General features: G+C 65.1%; 15 protein-coding genes and 1 pseudogene. 12 read left to right on the forward strand and 4 right to left on the reverse strand.

Annotated elements, in window-relative coordinates; all coding sequences use genetic code 11:
* The coding region (locus ACKOED_RS17080; protein WP_408917831.1) for a MurR/RpiR family transcriptional regulator at positions 1-748 on the reverse strand (748 nt) is incomplete at its 3' end.
* A gap of 100 nt (positions 749-848) precedes the next feature.
* Between ACKOED_RS17080 and ACKOED_RS17085 the strand changes: the two genes are divergently transcribed.
* Genes ACKOED_RS17085 through ACKOED_RS17095 form a run of 3 tightly spaced genes read left to right on the forward strand, consistent with a single transcriptional unit; the run spans position 849 to position 4,170 of the window.
* Positions 849-1,598 carry an N-formylglutamate amidohydrolase gene (locus tag ACKOED_RS17085; RefSeq protein ID WP_408917832.1) on the forward strand — a complete coding sequence of 250 codons (750 nt, stop codon included), beginning with the start codon at positions 849-851 and terminating at the stop codon, positions 1,596-1,598.
* A 23-nt stretch (positions 1,599-1,621) separates the two neighbouring features.
* On the forward strand, positions 1,622-2,995 hold the full coding sequence (locus ACKOED_RS17090) for a glutamine synthetase family protein (RefSeq protein WP_408917833.1): 1,374 nt from the start codon (positions 1,622-1,624) through the stop codon (positions 2,993-2,995).
* 14 nt (positions 2,996-3,009) lie between these two features.
* Entirely contained in the window at positions 3,010-4,170 is a 1,161-nt protein-coding gene (locus ACKOED_RS17095) for an iron-containing alcohol dehydrogenase (protein WP_408917834.1), read from the forward strand.
* Positions 4,171-4,716: 546 nt separating this feature from the next.
* Here the strand turns inward: ACKOED_RS17095 and ACKOED_RS17100 are convergent.
* Together ACKOED_RS17100 and ACKOED_RS17105 are read right to left on the reverse strand one after the other, a co-directional pair.
* Positions 4,717-5,004 carry a GIY-YIG nuclease family protein gene (locus ACKOED_RS17100; protein ID WP_408917835.1) on the reverse strand — a complete coding sequence of 96 codons (288 nt, stop codon included), beginning with the start codon at positions 5,002-5,004 and terminating at the stop codon, positions 4,717-4,719.
* A gap of 64 nt (positions 5,005-5,068) precedes the next feature.
* Complete coding sequence (locus tag ACKOED_RS17105) at positions 5,069-5,701, reverse strand: TetR family transcriptional regulator C-terminal domain-containing protein (protein ID WP_408917836.1); 633 nt, start codon at positions 5,699-5,701, stop codon at positions 5,069-5,071.
* 85 nt (positions 5,702-5,786) lie between these two features.
* Here ACKOED_RS17105 and ACKOED_RS17110 point away from each other — a divergent pair, with 85 nt between their 5' ends.
* The 9 genes and pseudogenes from ACKOED_RS17110 to ACKOED_RS17150 all read left to right on the forward strand — a co-directional run.
* On the forward strand, positions 5,787-6,563 hold the full coding sequence (locus ACKOED_RS17110; RefSeq protein ID WP_408917837.1) for an ABC transporter ATP-binding protein: 777 nt from the start codon (positions 5,787-5,789) through the stop codon (positions 6,561-6,563).
* Positions 6,564-7,466, forward strand: a complete 903-nt coding sequence (locus ACKOED_RS17115; RefSeq protein WP_408917838.1) for an ABC transporter permease — start codon at positions 6,564-6,566, stop codon at positions 7,464-7,466. It begins immediately after the preceding gene.
* Complete coding sequence (locus tag ACKOED_RS17120) at positions 7,364-8,233, forward strand: ABC transporter permease (RefSeq protein WP_408917844.1); 870 nt, start codon at positions 7,364-7,366, stop codon at positions 8,231-8,233. Before ACKOED_RS17115 ends, ACKOED_RS17120 begins: the two co-directional genes overlap by 103 nt.
* Positions 8,234-8,273: 40 nt before the next feature.
* The gene (locus ACKOED_RS17125) at positions 8,274-9,266 is read left to right on the forward strand and encodes an ABC transporter substrate-binding protein (protein WP_408917839.1); all 993 of its coding nucleotides are present in this window, start codon (positions 8,274-8,276) and stop codon (positions 9,264-9,266) included.
* A gap of 69 nt (positions 9,267-9,335) precedes the next feature.
* Positions 9,336-10,790 (forward strand): dihydropyrimidinase, encoded by a 1,455-nt coding sequence (gene hydA / locus ACKOED_RS17130; protein ID WP_408917840.1) that lies wholly within the window; start codon positions 9,336-9,338, stop codon positions 10,788-10,790.
* 28 nt (positions 10,791-10,818) lie between these two features.
* Positions 10,819-11,025, forward strand: a complete 207-nt coding sequence (locus ACKOED_RS17135) for a DUF3329 domain-containing protein (protein ID WP_408917841.1) — start codon at positions 10,819-10,821, stop codon at positions 11,023-11,025.
* A 40-nt stretch (positions 11,026-11,065) separates the two neighbouring features.
* A complete protein-coding gene (locus ACKOED_RS17140; protein ID WP_408917845.1) occupies positions 11,066-12,310 on the forward strand; it encodes a M20 family metallo-hydrolase in 1,245 nt (414 codons plus the stop codon).
* On the forward strand, positions 12,307-13,800 hold the full coding sequence (locus ACKOED_RS17145; RefSeq protein WP_408917842.1) for a M20/M25/M40 family metallo-hydrolase: 1,494 nt from the start codon (positions 12,307-12,309) through the stop codon (positions 13,798-13,800). Before ACKOED_RS17140 ends, ACKOED_RS17145 begins: the two co-directional genes overlap by 4 nt.
* A gap of 28 nt (positions 13,801-13,828) precedes the next feature.
* Positions 13,829-14,176, forward strand: a pseudogene (locus ACKOED_RS17150) (RidA family protein); the annotation flags it as partial.
* Between the two features lie 252 nt (positions 14,177-14,428).
* Here ACKOED_RS17150 and ACKOED_RS17155 read toward each other — a convergent pair.
* Positions 14,429-15,352 (reverse strand): NAD(P)/FAD-dependent oxidoreductase (locus tag ACKOED_RS17155; protein ID WP_408917843.1); only part of this gene is annotated, 924 nt, incomplete at its 5' end.

Genomic DNA, 15,352 nt, shown 5'->3' on the forward strand with positions numbered 1-15,352 from the left:
CGATGTTGGAGTCCCAGCTTGATGGGGCTTCGATGCGGAGCGGAAGTGAATGCACGGCGAGTCTCGCGATTGGGGAAATCCACTGGTCGGTAATCAGCACGACTCTTGAGCCCCGCTCTTTGGCGGAAGCGGCAAAATCGAGCATGCGGGCGTCATAGCGGCGGATGTCGAAGAGCAGCAGCACGTCGTTCCGTCCGATGTCGAGGAGGCAGGTCGGCCAGGCGGCGGGTGCGGCGGGCACCAGCCCCACGCCCGGCCGGGCCATCTGCAGGTGAATGGCGAGGTACTGCGCGATGGCGCCGGTGATGCGCCCGCCCCCGATGTGGATGCGCCGCTTGCGGTCGGCGAGCAGCGCCACGATCGCATCGAAGGCGCGGTGGTCCATCAGCTTCAGGGAGCCCGAGAGATTCTCCATCGCGGCCTTGGCGAAGCGGTTGAGGATGTGCGTATCCGGCGCCTCCGCCGCCCAGCGCGCATGCTTGGCGATCGGGTTCTGCAGCTGGGCGGCAAGCTCGGCCCGCAGCGCCTCCTGCAGGGCGGGAAAGCCCGCAAAGCCAAGCTTCTTCGCGAGCCGCAGCACCGAAGGCGTTGACACGCCGGCAGCGCGCGCGAAATCGGTGATGCTGCCCAGCCCCGCCACGGGATAGCTGGCGAACAGCGCGGCGGTCAGCTTCGCCTCGGCGGCGGTGAGCTTGCCGGACATCATTCGCAGCCTCTCGGCGACCGTCATCGAACGTTGCGGCGGCATCGGGTGTTCTTCCTCGTCTGCCGGCATTGTAACGAAATTGACAGTGCAGTCTCAATCTGAAATTATCTGTTCAGATACGGACATCCGGGAGATCCGGCGCATGCCAGCGCTGCTCGAGGAAGATGAAGAAAGCCCCTTCCAGACCGTGAACGCCGAGGGCCGCTCGCCCTTCGTGCTGATCTGCGAGCACGCTTCCCGCCGGATGCCGCGGCGCCTCGGCACGCTGGGCCTCCCCGGCGCCGAGCTTGAGCGTCACATCGCCTGGGACATCGGGGCGGAACCCGTGGCGCGGCTGCTCTCCCGCCTGATGGATGCGCCGCTGGCGCTGCAGCGCTATTCGCGGCTGGCCTATGACTGCAACCGCCCGCCCGAATCGCCCGGCGCCATGCCGGAGGTGAGCGAACTGACCGTTATTCCCGGCAACAAGGGGCTTTCGGCCGCGGAACGGCTGGCCCGTATCGACGGCATCTACCGGCCCTTCCACGACGGCGTTTCGCGGCTTCTCGATGCGCGGGCCGCGGCCGGCATGAAGACGCTCATTGTCTCGATCCACAGTTTCACGCCCGTCTACAAGGGTAACCGGCGCAGCGTGGAGCTCGGCATCCTGCACGACCGGGACCAGGCGCTCGCCACCAGGCTGATCAAGAGCTTTCCCAATATCGACGCCCGGCTGAACGAGCCTTATGGTCCGAAGGACGGGGTGATGCACACCCTCAACCTGCATGGCTTCGCACGCGGCCTGCCGCATGCCATGATCGAGATTCGCAACGACCTGGTGGCGGATGGCCGCGGGCAGGATGAATGGGCCCAGCGGCTGTCCGTGCCGCTGATCCAGGCCGCGGCGGCATAGGGGCAAAAGGGAGAAGGACGGCGATGAGCGACGGCATGCTGACACTGGAGCAACTGAAGGCCGAGGTGAAATCCGGCGCCATCGACACCGTGGTGGCGGCGATGGTGGACATGCAGGGCCGCCTCGTCGGCAAGCGCTTCCACGCGAAGTATTTCGCCGATGGCGGATACGAGGAAACCCATGGCTGCAATTATCTCTTGGGCGTCGATATCGAGATGGAGCCGGTGCCCGGCTACAAGGCCACCAGCTGGGAAAAGGGCTATGGCGATTTCGTTCTGAAGCCCGACCTCGCGACGCTGCGCCGCACGCCGTGGCTTCCCGGCACGGCGCTGGTGATCTGCGACGTGCTCGACCACCACAGCCATGAAGACGTGCCGCATTCGCCACGCGCCATGCTGAAAAAGCAGCTGAAGCGCCTGGCCGCGATGAAGATGAAGGCATACATGGCCTCCGAGCTCGAATTCTTCCTGTTCGACGATTCCTTCGAGACCGCGCACCAGAAGGGCTACCGCAACCTCAAGACCGCCGGCTACTACATCGAGGATTACCACATCCTGCAGACCTCGAAGGAAGAGTCCTACATGCGGGCGCTGCGCAACGGCCTCGCCGGGGCCGGCATTCCGGTCGAGAACTCCAAGGGCGAATGGGGCCCGGGCCAGGAGGAGATCAACGTCAAATACGCCGAGGCGCTCGACATGGCGGACCGCCACGCCATCATCAAGAACGGCGCCAAGGAAATCGCCTATGGCCTTGGCAAGTCCGTCAGCTTCATGGCCAAGTGGGACTATGGCATGGCCGGAAATTCCGCCCATATCCACCAGTCGCTGTGGTCCCTGGACGGCAAGCCGCTGTTTCTCGACAAGAAGCAGGACCACGGCATGTCGGCGATGATGCAGCACTATCTGGCAGGCCAGCTCGCCCATGCCGGCGAGATCACCTGGTTCCTGGCGCCCTACATCAATTCCTACAAGCGCTTCATGGCCGGCACCTTCGCGCCCACCCGCGCGGTGTGGAGCTTCGACAACCGCACGGCCGGCTTCCGCATCTGCGGGGCGGAGAGCAAGGCGATCCGCGTCGAATGCCGCATCGGCGGCGCCGACCTGAACCCCTATCTCGCCTTCGCGGCGCTGATCGCCGCGGGGCTCGACGGCATCGAGAAGAAAATGAAGCTCGAACCGGTGGTCTCGGGCGACATCTACGACACCTCGCGGCGCTTGCGCGAAATTCCCAAGACGCTGCGCGAGGCCACGGAACTGCTCGACGGTTCGAAGTTCCTGCGCGGCGCGCTGGGCGGCGACGTGGTCGATCACTACGTGCACACCGCCAAATGGGAGCAGTTCGAGTTCGACCGCCGCGTCACCGATCTGGAACTGAAGCGCGGCTTCGAAAGATACTGAGCAGGAGAAACGCCATGGCCATTCCGAACCGCAACATCAACTATCCCACCGCCATCAAGTTCGGCGCCGGCCGCGTCCGGGAACTCGCTGATCACTGCAAGGCCAACGGCATCAAGCGTCCGCTGCTGGTGACCGACAAGGGGCTTGCCGCCATGCCGATGACGGCGGAGATCATGGCGAGCCTCAAGAAGGCGGGCCTCAAGGCGGCGCTGTTCGCCGATGTGCGGCCCAACCCGGTTGAGGAGAATGTCCTCGCTGGCTGCAAGGCCTTCAAGGATGGAAAGCACGACGGCGTGGTGGCGCTGGGCGGTGGTTCTGGCCTCGATACCGGCAAGCTCATCGCGCTGATGCATGCCCAGAACATCTCGGTCTTCGAACTCGAGGATATCGGCGACTGGTGGACCAGGGCGGACGCTTCGGTGATCGCCCCCATCATCGCGGTGCCGACGACGGCGGGCACGGGCTCGGAGGTTGGCCGCGCCGGCGTCATCACCCACCCGATCACCCATGAGAAGAAGATCATCTTCCACCCGGCCATCATGCCCAAGGTGGCGATTCTCGATCCCGAACTCACCGTGGGCCTGCCGGCGAAGCTCACGGCCGCCACCGGCATGGATGCGCTGGCCCACAATCTCGAGGCCTACTGCGCGCCTTTCTATCACCCGTGGTCGGCGGGCGTGGCGCTCGAGGGCATGCGGCTCGTCAAGGACAATCTTGCCCGCGCCGTGAAGAAGCCAGGTGACCTCGACGCGCGCGGCAACATGCTGGTGGCCTCGGCGATGGGCGCCACCGCCTTCCAGCGCGGGCTCGGCGCCATTCATGCGCTGTCGCATCCGTTCGGCGGGCTTTATGACGCGCATCATGGCCTCCTCAACGGCATCATCATGCCCTATGTGCTGAAAGCCAACCGCCGCAAGATCGAGAAGGACATCGTCCGCGCCGCCGCCTATCTGGGCATCAAGGGCGGCTTCAACGGCTTCCTCAAATGGGTGCTGGCGCTGCGCAAGGAGATCGGCATTCCCAACGCGCTGAAGGACATCGGCATCGACACCAGGCGGCTGGGCGAGGTGGCGGCCATGGCGGTAAAGGACCCGTCCGCCGGCGGCAACCCGATCCAGTTCACCGAAAAGCAATACAAGGCGCTGGCCCGGAAATGCGTGACCGGCGATCTGTGAGGATTGCTGAACTGACCTCCGCTGCGGCGTGCTGCTGGGGTTTGCCTCTGCCGCCGCGCAAGCAGTCCTCATATCGTCATGCCACGGCTCGACCGTGGCATCTTCTTGCCGGCAGCGTCTGTGATGATGGCCGGGTCAGGCCCGGCCATGACGAGAGGGAGAGAAACCACCACAACCTCGTCATGCCACGGCTCGACCGTGGCATCTTCTTGGCAGCAGCGTCTGTGATGATGGCCGGGTCAGGCCCGGCCATGACGAGAGGGCGAGAAACCACCACAACCTCGTCATGCCACGGCTCGACCGTGGCATCTTCTTGGCGGCAGTGTTTGTGATGATGGCCGGGTCAAGCCCGGCCATGACGAGAGGGAGAGAAACCACCACAAACTCGTCATGCCACGGCTCGACCGTGGCATCTTCTTGGCAGCAGCGCTTGTGATGATGGCCGGGTCAGGCCCGGCCATGACGAGAGGGGGTGGCAGCGTCTGTGATGATGGCCGGGTCAAGCCCGGCCATGACGAGAGGGGGGAGTTTGACCGTGGCATCACCCTACAGCAACTGATCATAAAGATCCGTCCAATCCGGATTGCTTTTCTCCACCAACGCGATCTTCCAGTCCCGCGACCACCGCTTGATGGTCTTCTCTCGGCGTATCGCATCCACGATCAGCGGATACTCCTCGTAGTGCACAAGTCTGATCAGTCCATACCGGCCGGTGAAACCGTCAATCAGCCGCATGCGATGTTCATAGGCACGGCGGGCAAGGTCCGACGTAACGCCGACATAGAGAACACCGCGCTTCCGGTTGGTCATAATGTAGCAGTACCCACGCGCCATGCTGCATCAGGATGCGAAGACGGTTCTGCGGTCAAGCCCCGCCATGACGGGAAGGGGCGGCAGCCTAAGCCTCGGGCCTCGGCCTCAGCCCGTCGACGAACAGGGCGATCAGCGTGTCCTCAGCCCGCGCCATGAGATCGGGCGGATGGCCGGTCACCGCATGCACCTGGGCGTCGAAATCGGCGTAGTGCTGGGTGGTGGCCCAGATGGCGAAGATCAAGTGATGGGGATCGACGGCGGCCAGCCTTCCCTCGCCGCTCCAGCGGCGGATGATCGCCGCCTTCTCGTCCACCAGCTGTTTCAGCGGACCCTTCAGATAGCCGCCGATCGCGCCCGCCCCATGCAGGATCTCATTGGCGAACAGCCGCGACGCCTTCGGGTTGTCGCGTGACAGCCGCAGCTTGGCGCGAATGTAGCGGGTGATCTCGGCGATCGGCTCGCCCGCCGGATCGAGGCTGCGCAACGGCTCCAGCCAGTCCTGCAGCGTGTGTTCCAGCACCGCGACGTAGATGTCTTCCTTGCGCCGGAAATAGTAAAGCAGGTTCGGCTTGGAGAGGCCGCAACTGGCGGCGATCTCGTCCACCGTGGCGCCCCGGAAACCATAGGCCGAAAACACCTCGAGCGCCGCCTTCAGGATCAGTTCCTTGTTCTGCGCCTGAATGCGGGTGTTGCGGGGCGATGTACCGGCCTGTGCCATGATGCCACTCTCTAAATTCTTGATCGGATGGTCAAGAGCGGTTAGCGTTTGGACAAGGGACAAGAACAGCAGGGGAGTCGAGGCGTTGGCGGCGCCCGTGATTTCGGCACGCGATCTCAGCCTGGTTTTCGAAACGGCGGACCGGCCGGTGCAGGCGCTGTCGCAGGTGAACCTGGAGGTGGCGGAGGGCGATTTCGTGTCCTTCATCGGGCCTTCGGGCTGCGGCAAGACCACGCTGCTGCGCGTCATCGCCGATCTCGAACAGGCCACCTCCGGCACCATCACCGTCAACGGCATGAGCCCGCGCGAGGCGCGGCTGAAGCGCGCCTATGGCTATGTCTTCCAGGCGCCGGCGCTCTACCCGTGGCGCAGCGTCGAACGCAACATCGGCCTGCCGCTGGAAATCATGGGGCTCGACAACCCGGCCGAGCGCATCGCCCGCAACATTGAACTGGTGAACCTCAAAGGCTTCGAGAAGAAATATCCCTGGCAGCTGTCCGGCGGCATGCAGCAGCGGGTGTCGATCGCCCGGGCGCTGTCCTTCGATCCCAAGCTCCTGCTCATGGACGAGCCGTTCGGCGCCCTCGACGAAATCGTCCGCGACAAGCTGAACCAGCAGCTGCTCGAACTCTGGGACCGTACCGGCAAGACGGTGGTGTTCGTCACCCACTCGATTCCGGAGGCGGTGTTCCTTTCCACCCGCATCGTGGTGATGAGCCCGCGGCCTGGCCGCATCATCGACGTGATTTCCACGGGCCTGCCGCGGCGGCGCAGCCTCGACATCCGCGAGACGCCGGAATTCCTGGCCATCGCCCACCGGGTGCGCGAGGGCCTCAAGGCCGGCCACTCCTACGAGGACTGAGTGAGCGCCGCCCCCGCCATCGCCGCAAAGGCCCCGGTGAAGCAGGAAGGCCATGCCCTGCCGGTGGCGGTGATCTGCCTTGCCATCCTGGCGGTCTGGTATCTGGCCGCCATCCCGATGAACATGGTGGTGGTCGGCCCCAAGATCGAGGCGGCGGGCGGCGGCTTTTCCAATATGCTGGCCTATGCCTGGAACGACCAGCGCCCGGTCATCCCGGCGCCCCACCAGATCGCGCTCGAACTGTGGAAGAGCGTGTTCACGGTGAAACCGTGGATGCCGAAATCGCTGGTCTATCACGGCTGGGTGACGCTCGCCTCGACGCTGCTCGGTTTCGTGCTGGGCTCGCTCCTCGGCATCGTGCTGGCGGTGGCCATCGTGCATGTGCCGTTTCTCTCGAAAAGCCTGATGCCGTGGATCATCGCCTCGCAGACGGTGCCCATCCTGGCCATTGCGCCGATGGTGATCGTGGTGCTGGGCTCGCTCGGCTTCACCGGCCTCCTGCCGAAATCGCTGATCTCGATGTATCTGTGTTTCTTCCCCGTGACGATCGGCATGGTGAAGGGCCTGACATCGCCCGACACCATGCAGCTCGACCTGATGCGCACCTATAATGCGGGAACGGCGCAGGTGCTGGGAAAGCTCCGCTTTCCGGCTTCGGTGCCGTTCCTGTTCACGTCACTCAAGGTGGCGGTGGCGATCGCCTTGACCGGCGCCATCGTCGGCGAGCTTCCCACCGGCGCGGTGGCGGGCATCGGGGCGCGGCTCCTGAGCGGGTCCTATTACGGGCAGACGGTGCAGATCTGGGCCGCGCTGTTCATGGGCGCCTTCATCGCCGCCGGGCTGGTCTGGCTGGTCGGCGTTGCCGAGCGTTTCACGCTCAAGCGCATGGGGGCGAGGCCATGACGCGGATCGCGCCCAGCGACATTCTCTACCCGGCGCTGTTCGGTGCAGGCGTGCTGGTATTCTGGGAGGCGGTGGTCAGGGGCTTCGGCGTTCCCGCCGTGCTGCTGCCGGCGCCCTCGGATATCTGGGTCAAGTTCTTCTCCTCGCTGCCCACCCTGTGGATCGACTTCCGGCAGACCGTGCTGAAAGCAGTCATCCCCGGCTGGTTCATCGGGTCGCTGGCCGGGTTCCTCACCGCCATCCTGTGCGACCGCATCCCCTTCCTGCGCCGCGGCCTCCTGCCGCTCGGCAATCTGGTGGCGGCGCTGCCGATCGTCGGCGTCGCTCCCATCCTGGTCATGTGGTTCGGCTTCGACTGGCAGTCCAAGGCGGCCATGGTGGTGGTCATGACCTTCTTTCCCATGCTGGTGAATGCGGTGGCCGGGCTGCAGGCCTCCGGGCACCTCGAACGCGACCTGATGCAGAGCTACGGCTCGTCCTGGTGGCAGACCCTGGTCAAGTTGCGGCTGCCGGCGGCCATGCCCTTCATTTTCAATGCCCTGAAGATCAACTCGACCCTTGCCATGATCGGCGCCATCGTTGCCGAATTCTTCGGCACCCCGATCCAAGGTATGGGCTTTCGCATTTCCACGGAAGTTGGCAGACTGGGCCTGGACATGGTTTGGGCCGAGATCGCGGTGGCGGCCATCGCGGGCTCGGTTTTCTACGGTCTCCTGGTGTTCGCGGAACGCCTGGTGACCTTCTGGCACCCGTCCTACCGCACGTAGGCGGTGAGTTAATGACGTCAAACAACAGGAGACAGGGAAGATGAAGAAATATCTGATGGCGGCGGCAGCCGCGGCGGTGCTGCTCGCCAGCGGCACGGCGGCCATGGCGGAAGCCGTGAAGCTGCAGCTCAAATGGGTGACCCAGGCGCAGTTCGCCGGCTACTACGTGGCGCTGGCCAAGGGCTTCTACAAGGAGGCCGGCCTCGACGTGACCATCCTGCCCGGCGGCCCGGACATCAACCCCCAGCAGGTGCTGGCGGGCGGCGGCGCCGATGTGGTGGTGGACTGGATGCCGTCGGCTCTGGCCACCCGCGAAAAGGGCTCAGCCGTGGTCAATATCGCGCAGCCGTTCAAGCGTTCGGGCATGATGCTTACCTGCCGCAAGGAAACCGGCATCACCAAGCCGGAGGATTTCCGCGGCAAGACGCTGGGCGTGTGGTTCTTCGGCAACGAATATCCCTTCCTGTCCTGGATGAGCCAGCTCGGCATTCCGACGACCGGCGGGACGGACGGCGTCACGGTGATCAAGCAGGGCTTCAACGTCGACCCGCTGATCCAGAAGCAGGCCGACTGCATCTCGACCATGACCTACAACGAATACTGGCAGGTGATCGACGCTGGCATTCCGGCCGACCAGCTCGTTACCTTCAAATATGAGGACATGGGCGTCGCCACCCTCGAGGACGGCCTCTATGCGCTCGAGGACAAGCTGAAGGACCCGGCCTTCGTCGAGACCATGGCCAAGTTCGTCAAGGCCTCGATGAAGGGCTGGGACTATGCCCGCGCCAATGGCGATGAAGCCGCCCAGATCGTCATCGACAATGACGCCTCCGGCGCCCAGACCATCGAGCACCAGAAGCGCATGATGGGCGAGATCAACAAGCTCACCGAAGGCTCGGACGGCACGCTTGATACCGCCGCCGCCGACCGCACCGTCGAAACCCTGATGAAGGGCGGTTCCGACCCGGTCATCACCAAGAAGCCGGAAGGCGCCTGGACCTCCGCGGTGACCGACAAGGCCAAGAGCATGTAAGCACCAGGGGGCCTTCTCCCGCGATGGCGGGAGAGGGCCCTTTTCTATTGTTATGTGGGAGAAGCAGCCATGACCACCCTCATTCGCGGCGGCACCGTCGTCAATCACGATCACTCGCAGCGCGCCGATGTGCTGATCGACGGTGGCCGCATCATCGCCGTGGGGCCAAAGCTGGAAGCCCCCGCCGGGTCCGACGTCATCGACGCCGGCGGCTGCTACATCATGCCGGGCGGCATCGACCCGCACACCCACATGGAGCTCATGTTCATGGGCACCGTTTCGGCCGATGATTTCGAATGGGGCACCAAGGCGGCGCTCTCCGGCGGCACCACGATGATCGTCGATTTCTGCATTCCGGCGCCCGGCGAATCCATGCTCAAGGCCTATCAGGCCTGGCGGCACAAGGCCGAGAAGGCCTGCGCGGACTACTCCTTCCACATGGCGGTGACGCAATGGTCGCCGATGATCCATGACGAGATGGAAACCGTGGTCAAGACCTACTGCATCAACACCTTCAAGCATTTCATGGCCTACAAGGGCGCCTTGATGGTGAATGACGACGAGCTCTACAATTCCTTCCGCCGCTGCGCCCAGCTGGGCGCCATCCCGCTCGTTCATGCCGAGAACGGCGATGTGGTGGCCCGCATGCAGCAGGACCTGCTGGCCCGCGGCGTCACGGGCCCCGAGGGCCACAGCTATTCAAGGCCGCCGGAGGTCGAGGGCGAGGCGGCGAACCGCGCCATCATGATCGCCGACATGGCGGGCTGCCCGCTCTATATCGTGCATGTCTCCTGCGAGCAGACCCATGAGGCGATCAGGCGCGCCAAGCAGGCGGGCCAGCGGGTTTATGGCGAGCCGCTGGTTCAGTATCTGGTGCTCGATGATTCCGAATACCAGAACAAGGACTGGGACTATGCCGCGGGCCGGGTGATGAGCCCGCCGTTCCGCAACAAGAAACACCAGGATTCGCTGTGGGCCGGGCTGCAGTCCGGCACGCTCTCCGTGGTGGCCACCGACCATTGCTCCTTCACGGTGAAGCAGAAGCGCTTCGGGCTCAACGACTTCACCAAGATCCCCAACGGCACCGGCGGCCTTGAAGACCGGATGCCGGTGTTGTGGAACGCCGGCGTCAACACCGGCCGCCTGACCAAGGAGGAATTCGTCGCCGCCACGTCAACCAACATCGCGCGCATTCTCAACATGTATCCGCGCAAGGGCGCGGTGATGGCGGGCTCGGACGCCGACCTGGTGATCTGGGATCCGAAAGCCACCAAGACCATCACCGCCAGCAAGCAGATCTCGCGCATCGAATACAATGTCTTCGAGGGCTATACCTGCACCGGCGTGCCGCGCGCGGTCCTGTCGCGCGGGCGCATCGCCTGGATCGAGGGCGACATGCGGGCGAAGCCCGGCGACGGCGAATTCGTGCGCCGCGATCCCAATCCGCCGGTCAGCATCGCCAACGCGATCTGGAAGGGCCTGACGCAGCCGAAGCCGGTGGCGCGCCCTGATATCGTGCCGTAACGCCGGAACAGTGAGTGAGAAACGCGCCATGCCCAGCAAGGAACAGCAGCATCCCTTCTACAAGCCCCTGTGGGTGAGGCTCGCGATTGTCGCGGTGATCCTCGCCTGGCTTGCTTTCGAGTTCTACATGGGGGCTGAAACCCTGTGGATGGCGATCGGCTTCGGCATGCTGATTTACGCGGTCTATACCTTCTTCATCACCTGGCCGAAGGATGACGGCAAGACCGGCGGCTAGTCACCGCCGCCGCATTCTGTTTTTGGGAGTAGCCATGCCCGTGACCGCCAAGACCAATCTCACCGTCAATCCGCAGCGCCTGTGGGACACGCTGATGGACACCGCCAGGTTCGGCGCCACGCCGAAGGGCGGCATCAAGCGTCTCACCGTGTCTGACGAGGACAAGAAGGTCCGCGACTGGTTCAAGGCCGAATGCGAGAAGCTGGGCTGCCGCGTCGAGGTCGACGAGGTGGGCAACATGTTCGCCATCAGGCCGGGCAAGCGCAGTGACTTGCTGCCCGTCGCCATGGGCTCGCATCTCGATACCCAGCCGACGGGCGGAAAATTTGACGGCGTGCTGGGCGTGCTGGGCGGGCTCGAGGCCATGCGCACGCTGGTTGACATGGGCTATGAAACCAATGCGCCCATCATGCTCGTCAACTGGACCAATGAGGAAGGCTCACGCTTTGCGCCCGCCATGCTGTGCTCGGGCGTCTATGCCGGGGTGTTCAGCGTCGACTACGCCTATGCGCGCGAGGACCGGCAGGGCATCAAGCTCGGCGATGAGCTGGAAAGAATTGGCTACAAGGGCGCGATCAAGGCGGGTGCCGTCAAATTCCAGGCGATGTTCGAACTGCATATCGAGCAGGGGCCGATCCTCGAGGCCGAAAGCAAGATGATCGGCGTGGTCACCGGCGTCCAGGGCATGCGCTGGTATGAGGTGACGGTGAAGGGCCAGGAATCCCACACCGGCGCAACCCCGATGGGCCTGCGCCGCAACGCGCTGCTGGGAGCGGCGCGGATGATCGAGGCCATTCACCAGGTTGGCATGGCGAACCTGCCGGGCGTTGCTTCGGTTGGCCTGATCGAGAACCGTCCCAACAGCCGCAACGTGGTGCCGGGCGAAGTGTTTTTCACCGTCGATCTGCGCCACCCCGACGAAGCCGTTCTCGACCTCATGGAAGCGCAGTACAAGGCCGCGCTGCCGAAGATCGCCGCCGAACTTGGGGTCGAGGTCGAGGAGAAGCGCATCTGGATTTCGCCCGCCGTGAAATTCGCGCCTGAGCTCATCGCCTGCGTGCGGGCTGGCACCGAACAGGCGGGCTACCCCTCGCGCGACATGGCCTCGGGTGCCGGCCATGACGCGGCCTATATTGCGCGGGTGGCGCCCACCACCATGATCTTCGTGCCCTGCCTCGGCGGCATCTCGCACAATGAAGCGGAATCGACGACGCTCGAGGAATGCGGTGCTGGCGCCCAGGTGCTGCTCAACGCCGTACTGGCCTACGACCGGACGCTGGCGTGAGAAACGACGTCGCGGCGCGGGCGCGCGACATCGCGCTCACGCTGGCCGCATGGCCATCGGTGACGGGCTCGGCCGATGAAGCCGCCTTCGCGCCCAAACTGGCGCAATATCTCGTGCATCTGGGCAAGGTCTGGACGGCGCCGATCCCCGGCGATGCGCGCGCCAATGTACTGGCGCTGAAGCGCGGCCGCGGCCGCGCGGCCATCGTGCTCACCGGGCATTATGACGTGGTGCCGGCCACCGGCTATGGCGCGCTGGAGCCTTTGGCCTTCTCGCCCGAACGGCTGCTGCCTGAGATGGTGGCGCGGTTGCGGCAGACCGGCGAGAACCCGCTGGCGCTGGCCGATCTCGAAAGCGGTGCGTTTGTGCCTGGCCGCGGCCTTCTGGACATGAAAGCCGGGCTCGCCGCCGGCATCGCCGCCATGGAGGCCTATGCGGGCGATGCCAATCTCCTGTTTCTCGCGGTGCCTGACGAGGAGGAACGCTCGGCCGGCGCACGCGCCGCCGCCCCGCAGCTGGCAAGGCTCGCGGCCGAACATGGACACGACATCCGGCTGGTCATCAATCTCGACGCCATATCCGATCAGGGCGATGGCGCGCGGGGCCGGGTGGTGGCGCTGGGCTCGGTCGGCAAGCAGCTGCTCACCGCCTTCGTGGCTGGCAAGGAGGCGCATGCCTGCTACCCCGAGGACGGCGTCAACGCCGCCTATCTCGGGGCCGAACTGCTGGCTGAATTCGAACTGGCGCCAGAACTCGCCGAGACCAGCGGCGATGAACGCGCGGCACCCCCGACCGCGCTCCATGCCAAGGATCTGAAATCCGGCTACAACGTCACCACTCCCGCCCAGAGCTGGCTCTACTGGAACACGCTGCAGCACCGGCGTTCGGCGGCAGAGGTTCTGGATATCGCGCTGATGCTGGGCCGTCGCGCCATGGCGCGGGCTGGCCACAGGCTGGGCCGTGATATTCCGGTGCTCACCCATGCTGAACTCGCCGCCCGCCTGCCGCGCGAACAATCGGCCGCCATCGCCGCGCGGGTTGCCGCGGTTCCGGGGCTCGATCTTCCGGAACAGGCGAAGCGCGTGACGCAGGCGCTTTGTGAGGCCGCGGGGCTTGCCGGTCCGGCGGTGGTGCTGGGCTTCGGGTCGATCCCCTATCCCGCGGTGGCGCTGGCCGATGCCAGGCTCGAGGATGCGGTTGTTGCGGCCGCCAGCGCGCACGGCCTCGGCGCCTTGCGCTATTTCCCCGGCATCTCGGACATGAGCTTCCTTGGCGAGGCGACTGGCGATCTTGCCACGGCGGCCGCCAACACGCCCATCTGGGGCGCGGGCTTCACGATGCCGGACCCGGCTGGCTACCCTTGCATCAACATCGGCCCATGGGGGCGCGACTATCATCACTGGCTGGAGCGGCTGCACGCGCCCTATGCCTTCGAGACACTGCCGCTGGCCCTGCTCGGCGTCATTGAAGCGGCCAGCAAAGCCCGCTAAGAACACGCCGTCTTCTGGGAGGAAAACCATGACACTCAAGCGAATCGAACCCGGCAAGCGCATGAGCGCCGCCGTCATCCATGGCGACAAGATCTATCTCGCGGGCTATGTGGCGGAAGCTGCGGCCGGCAAATCGGTGGCCGAGCAGACCAAGGACATTCTGGGCCAGATCGATGCGACTCTGAAGAAGGCCGGCACGTCCAAGACCAATATCATCAAGGCCAATATCTGGCTCACCAACATCAAGACCTTCGCGGACATGAATTCCGCCTGGGACGCCTGGGTGGTTCCCGGCCAGACGCCGGCCCGCGCCACCGTTGAATCGAAGCTGGCCGCCCCTGGCCTCGATGTCGAGATCATGGTGGAAGCCGCGATTCCGAAGAGAGCCGCCAAGAAGGCCGCAAAGAAGCCAGCCAAGAAGGCCGCGAAGAAGGCCCGGCGGTAACGGGCCCGCCGCGGGTTTCCGAGACGGCCTGAGCGCGCGTTTCCCGTCCTCTCCCGCACAGCGGGAGAGGAAGGGGCCCCAACGGAGTTGGGGTAGGTGAGGGCGCTGCTTGCTGTAAGGAAAACTTTCCCTTCTTCTCCCGCATAGCGGGAGAAGACGAAGGGTGCTCGATGACCGGCGGCGCTACCTCTCGTCCTGCCAGCCATACCAGAGATAGGCGCCCTTCAGATAGGCGGGGCGGAAGGCTGGCAGGGGGAAGCGTGCGAGGCGGCGCGTCAGCACGGGAGAAATCTCGTTTGGCGCCGCCGTGCCGGTGAGAAGCCTTGCCACCGCGCGGCCGCTCCAGGTGCCCATGGCAACGCCATTGCCGTGATAGGCGATGGCCGTCCAGACGCTGCGCCGCTCGTCGAGCGCGCCGATGAACGGCACCCGGTCATAGGCAAGGCAGACATAGCCGCGCCAGAAATGCGTGATCTCCGCGGCGCGCCAGGCCGGAAACAGAGTGTGGAAGGCGGCGGTGAGCACCGGGCGGTAGGCGGCATCGCCCGCCGCCGACGCATCGGTTCCGCCGCGGCCGCCGAACAGGAAGCGGCCGTTGGGCAGCAGCCGGAAATAATGCAGCAGGTTGCGCGAATCGAAGGCCATCAGCGGCGAGGTCCAGCCCTGGGCGCGGCGTTCCTCTTCGCTCAATGGGCGCGTGACCATGATGCTGGACAGGGCGGGCAGCAAGCGGCCCGCATGGCGCCGCGAGAGATCTTCGGGCGTATAGCCGTTGCTGGCGACGATGACGTGCCGCGCCCTGATCCGCCCACCCGGCGTGTGCAGCATGTGTCCGCCGGCGCTTTCCTCCCAGCGGACCAGCCGTGAATGGGCGTGCAGCCTGGCGCCGGCCTTGACGGCGGCGCGGGCAAGCCCCCGCACATAGTTCAGCGGATGAAGGCCGAAGCCGGTATGGGCCTTGAGCCCGGCGAAGAAGCCCGGGCCATCGAGGCCAAGCCGCGCAAGCTCCTCCCTAGGAAGGAATTCGGTGTCCTCACCGAATGTCGCCTTCAGAAACGCCTGTTCAGCACGGAGTTCCGCGATGCGGTTCGGGCGGTGGGCCAGCGT

Source organism: Aestuariivirga sp. (assembly GCF_046093005.1).
Taxonomy (GTDB): Bacteria; Pseudomonadota; Alphaproteobacteria; order Rhizobiales; family Aestuariivirgaceae; genus Aestuariivirga.

Excerpts from the sequence above, each read along its gene's own strand:
- ACKOED_RS17105 (WP_408917836.1), bottom strand. The coding sequence starts at position 5,701 with ATGGCACAGGCCGGTACATCGCCCCGCAACACCCGCATTCAGGCGCAG.
- ACKOED_RS17095 (WP_408917834.1), top strand. The coding sequence starts at position 3,010 with ATGGCCATTCCGAACCGCAACATCAACTATCCCACCGCCATCAAGTTC.
- ACKOED_RS17090 (WP_408917833.1), top strand. The coding sequence starts at position 1,622 with ATGAGCGACGGCATGCTGACACTGGAGCAACTGAAGGCCGAGGTGAAA.
- ACKOED_RS17085 (WP_408917832.1), top strand. The coding sequence starts at position 849 with ATGCCAGCGCTGCTCGAGGAAGATGAAGAAAGCCCCTTCCAGACCGTG.
- ACKOED_RS17135 (WP_408917841.1), top strand. The coding sequence starts at position 10,819 with ATGCCCAGCAAGGAACAGCAGCATCCCTTCTACAAGCCCCTGTGGGTG.
- ACKOED_RS17125 (WP_408917839.1), top strand. The coding sequence starts at position 8,274 with ATGAAGAAATATCTGATGGCGGCGGCAGCCGCGGCGGTGCTGCTCGCC.
- hydA (WP_408917840.1), top strand. The coding sequence starts at position 9,336 with ATGACCACCCTCATTCGCGGCGGCACCGTCGTCAATCACGATCACTCG.
- ACKOED_RS17100 (WP_408917835.1), bottom strand. The coding sequence starts at position 5,004 with ATGGCGCGTGGGTACTGCTACATTATGACCAACCGGAAGCGCGGTGTT.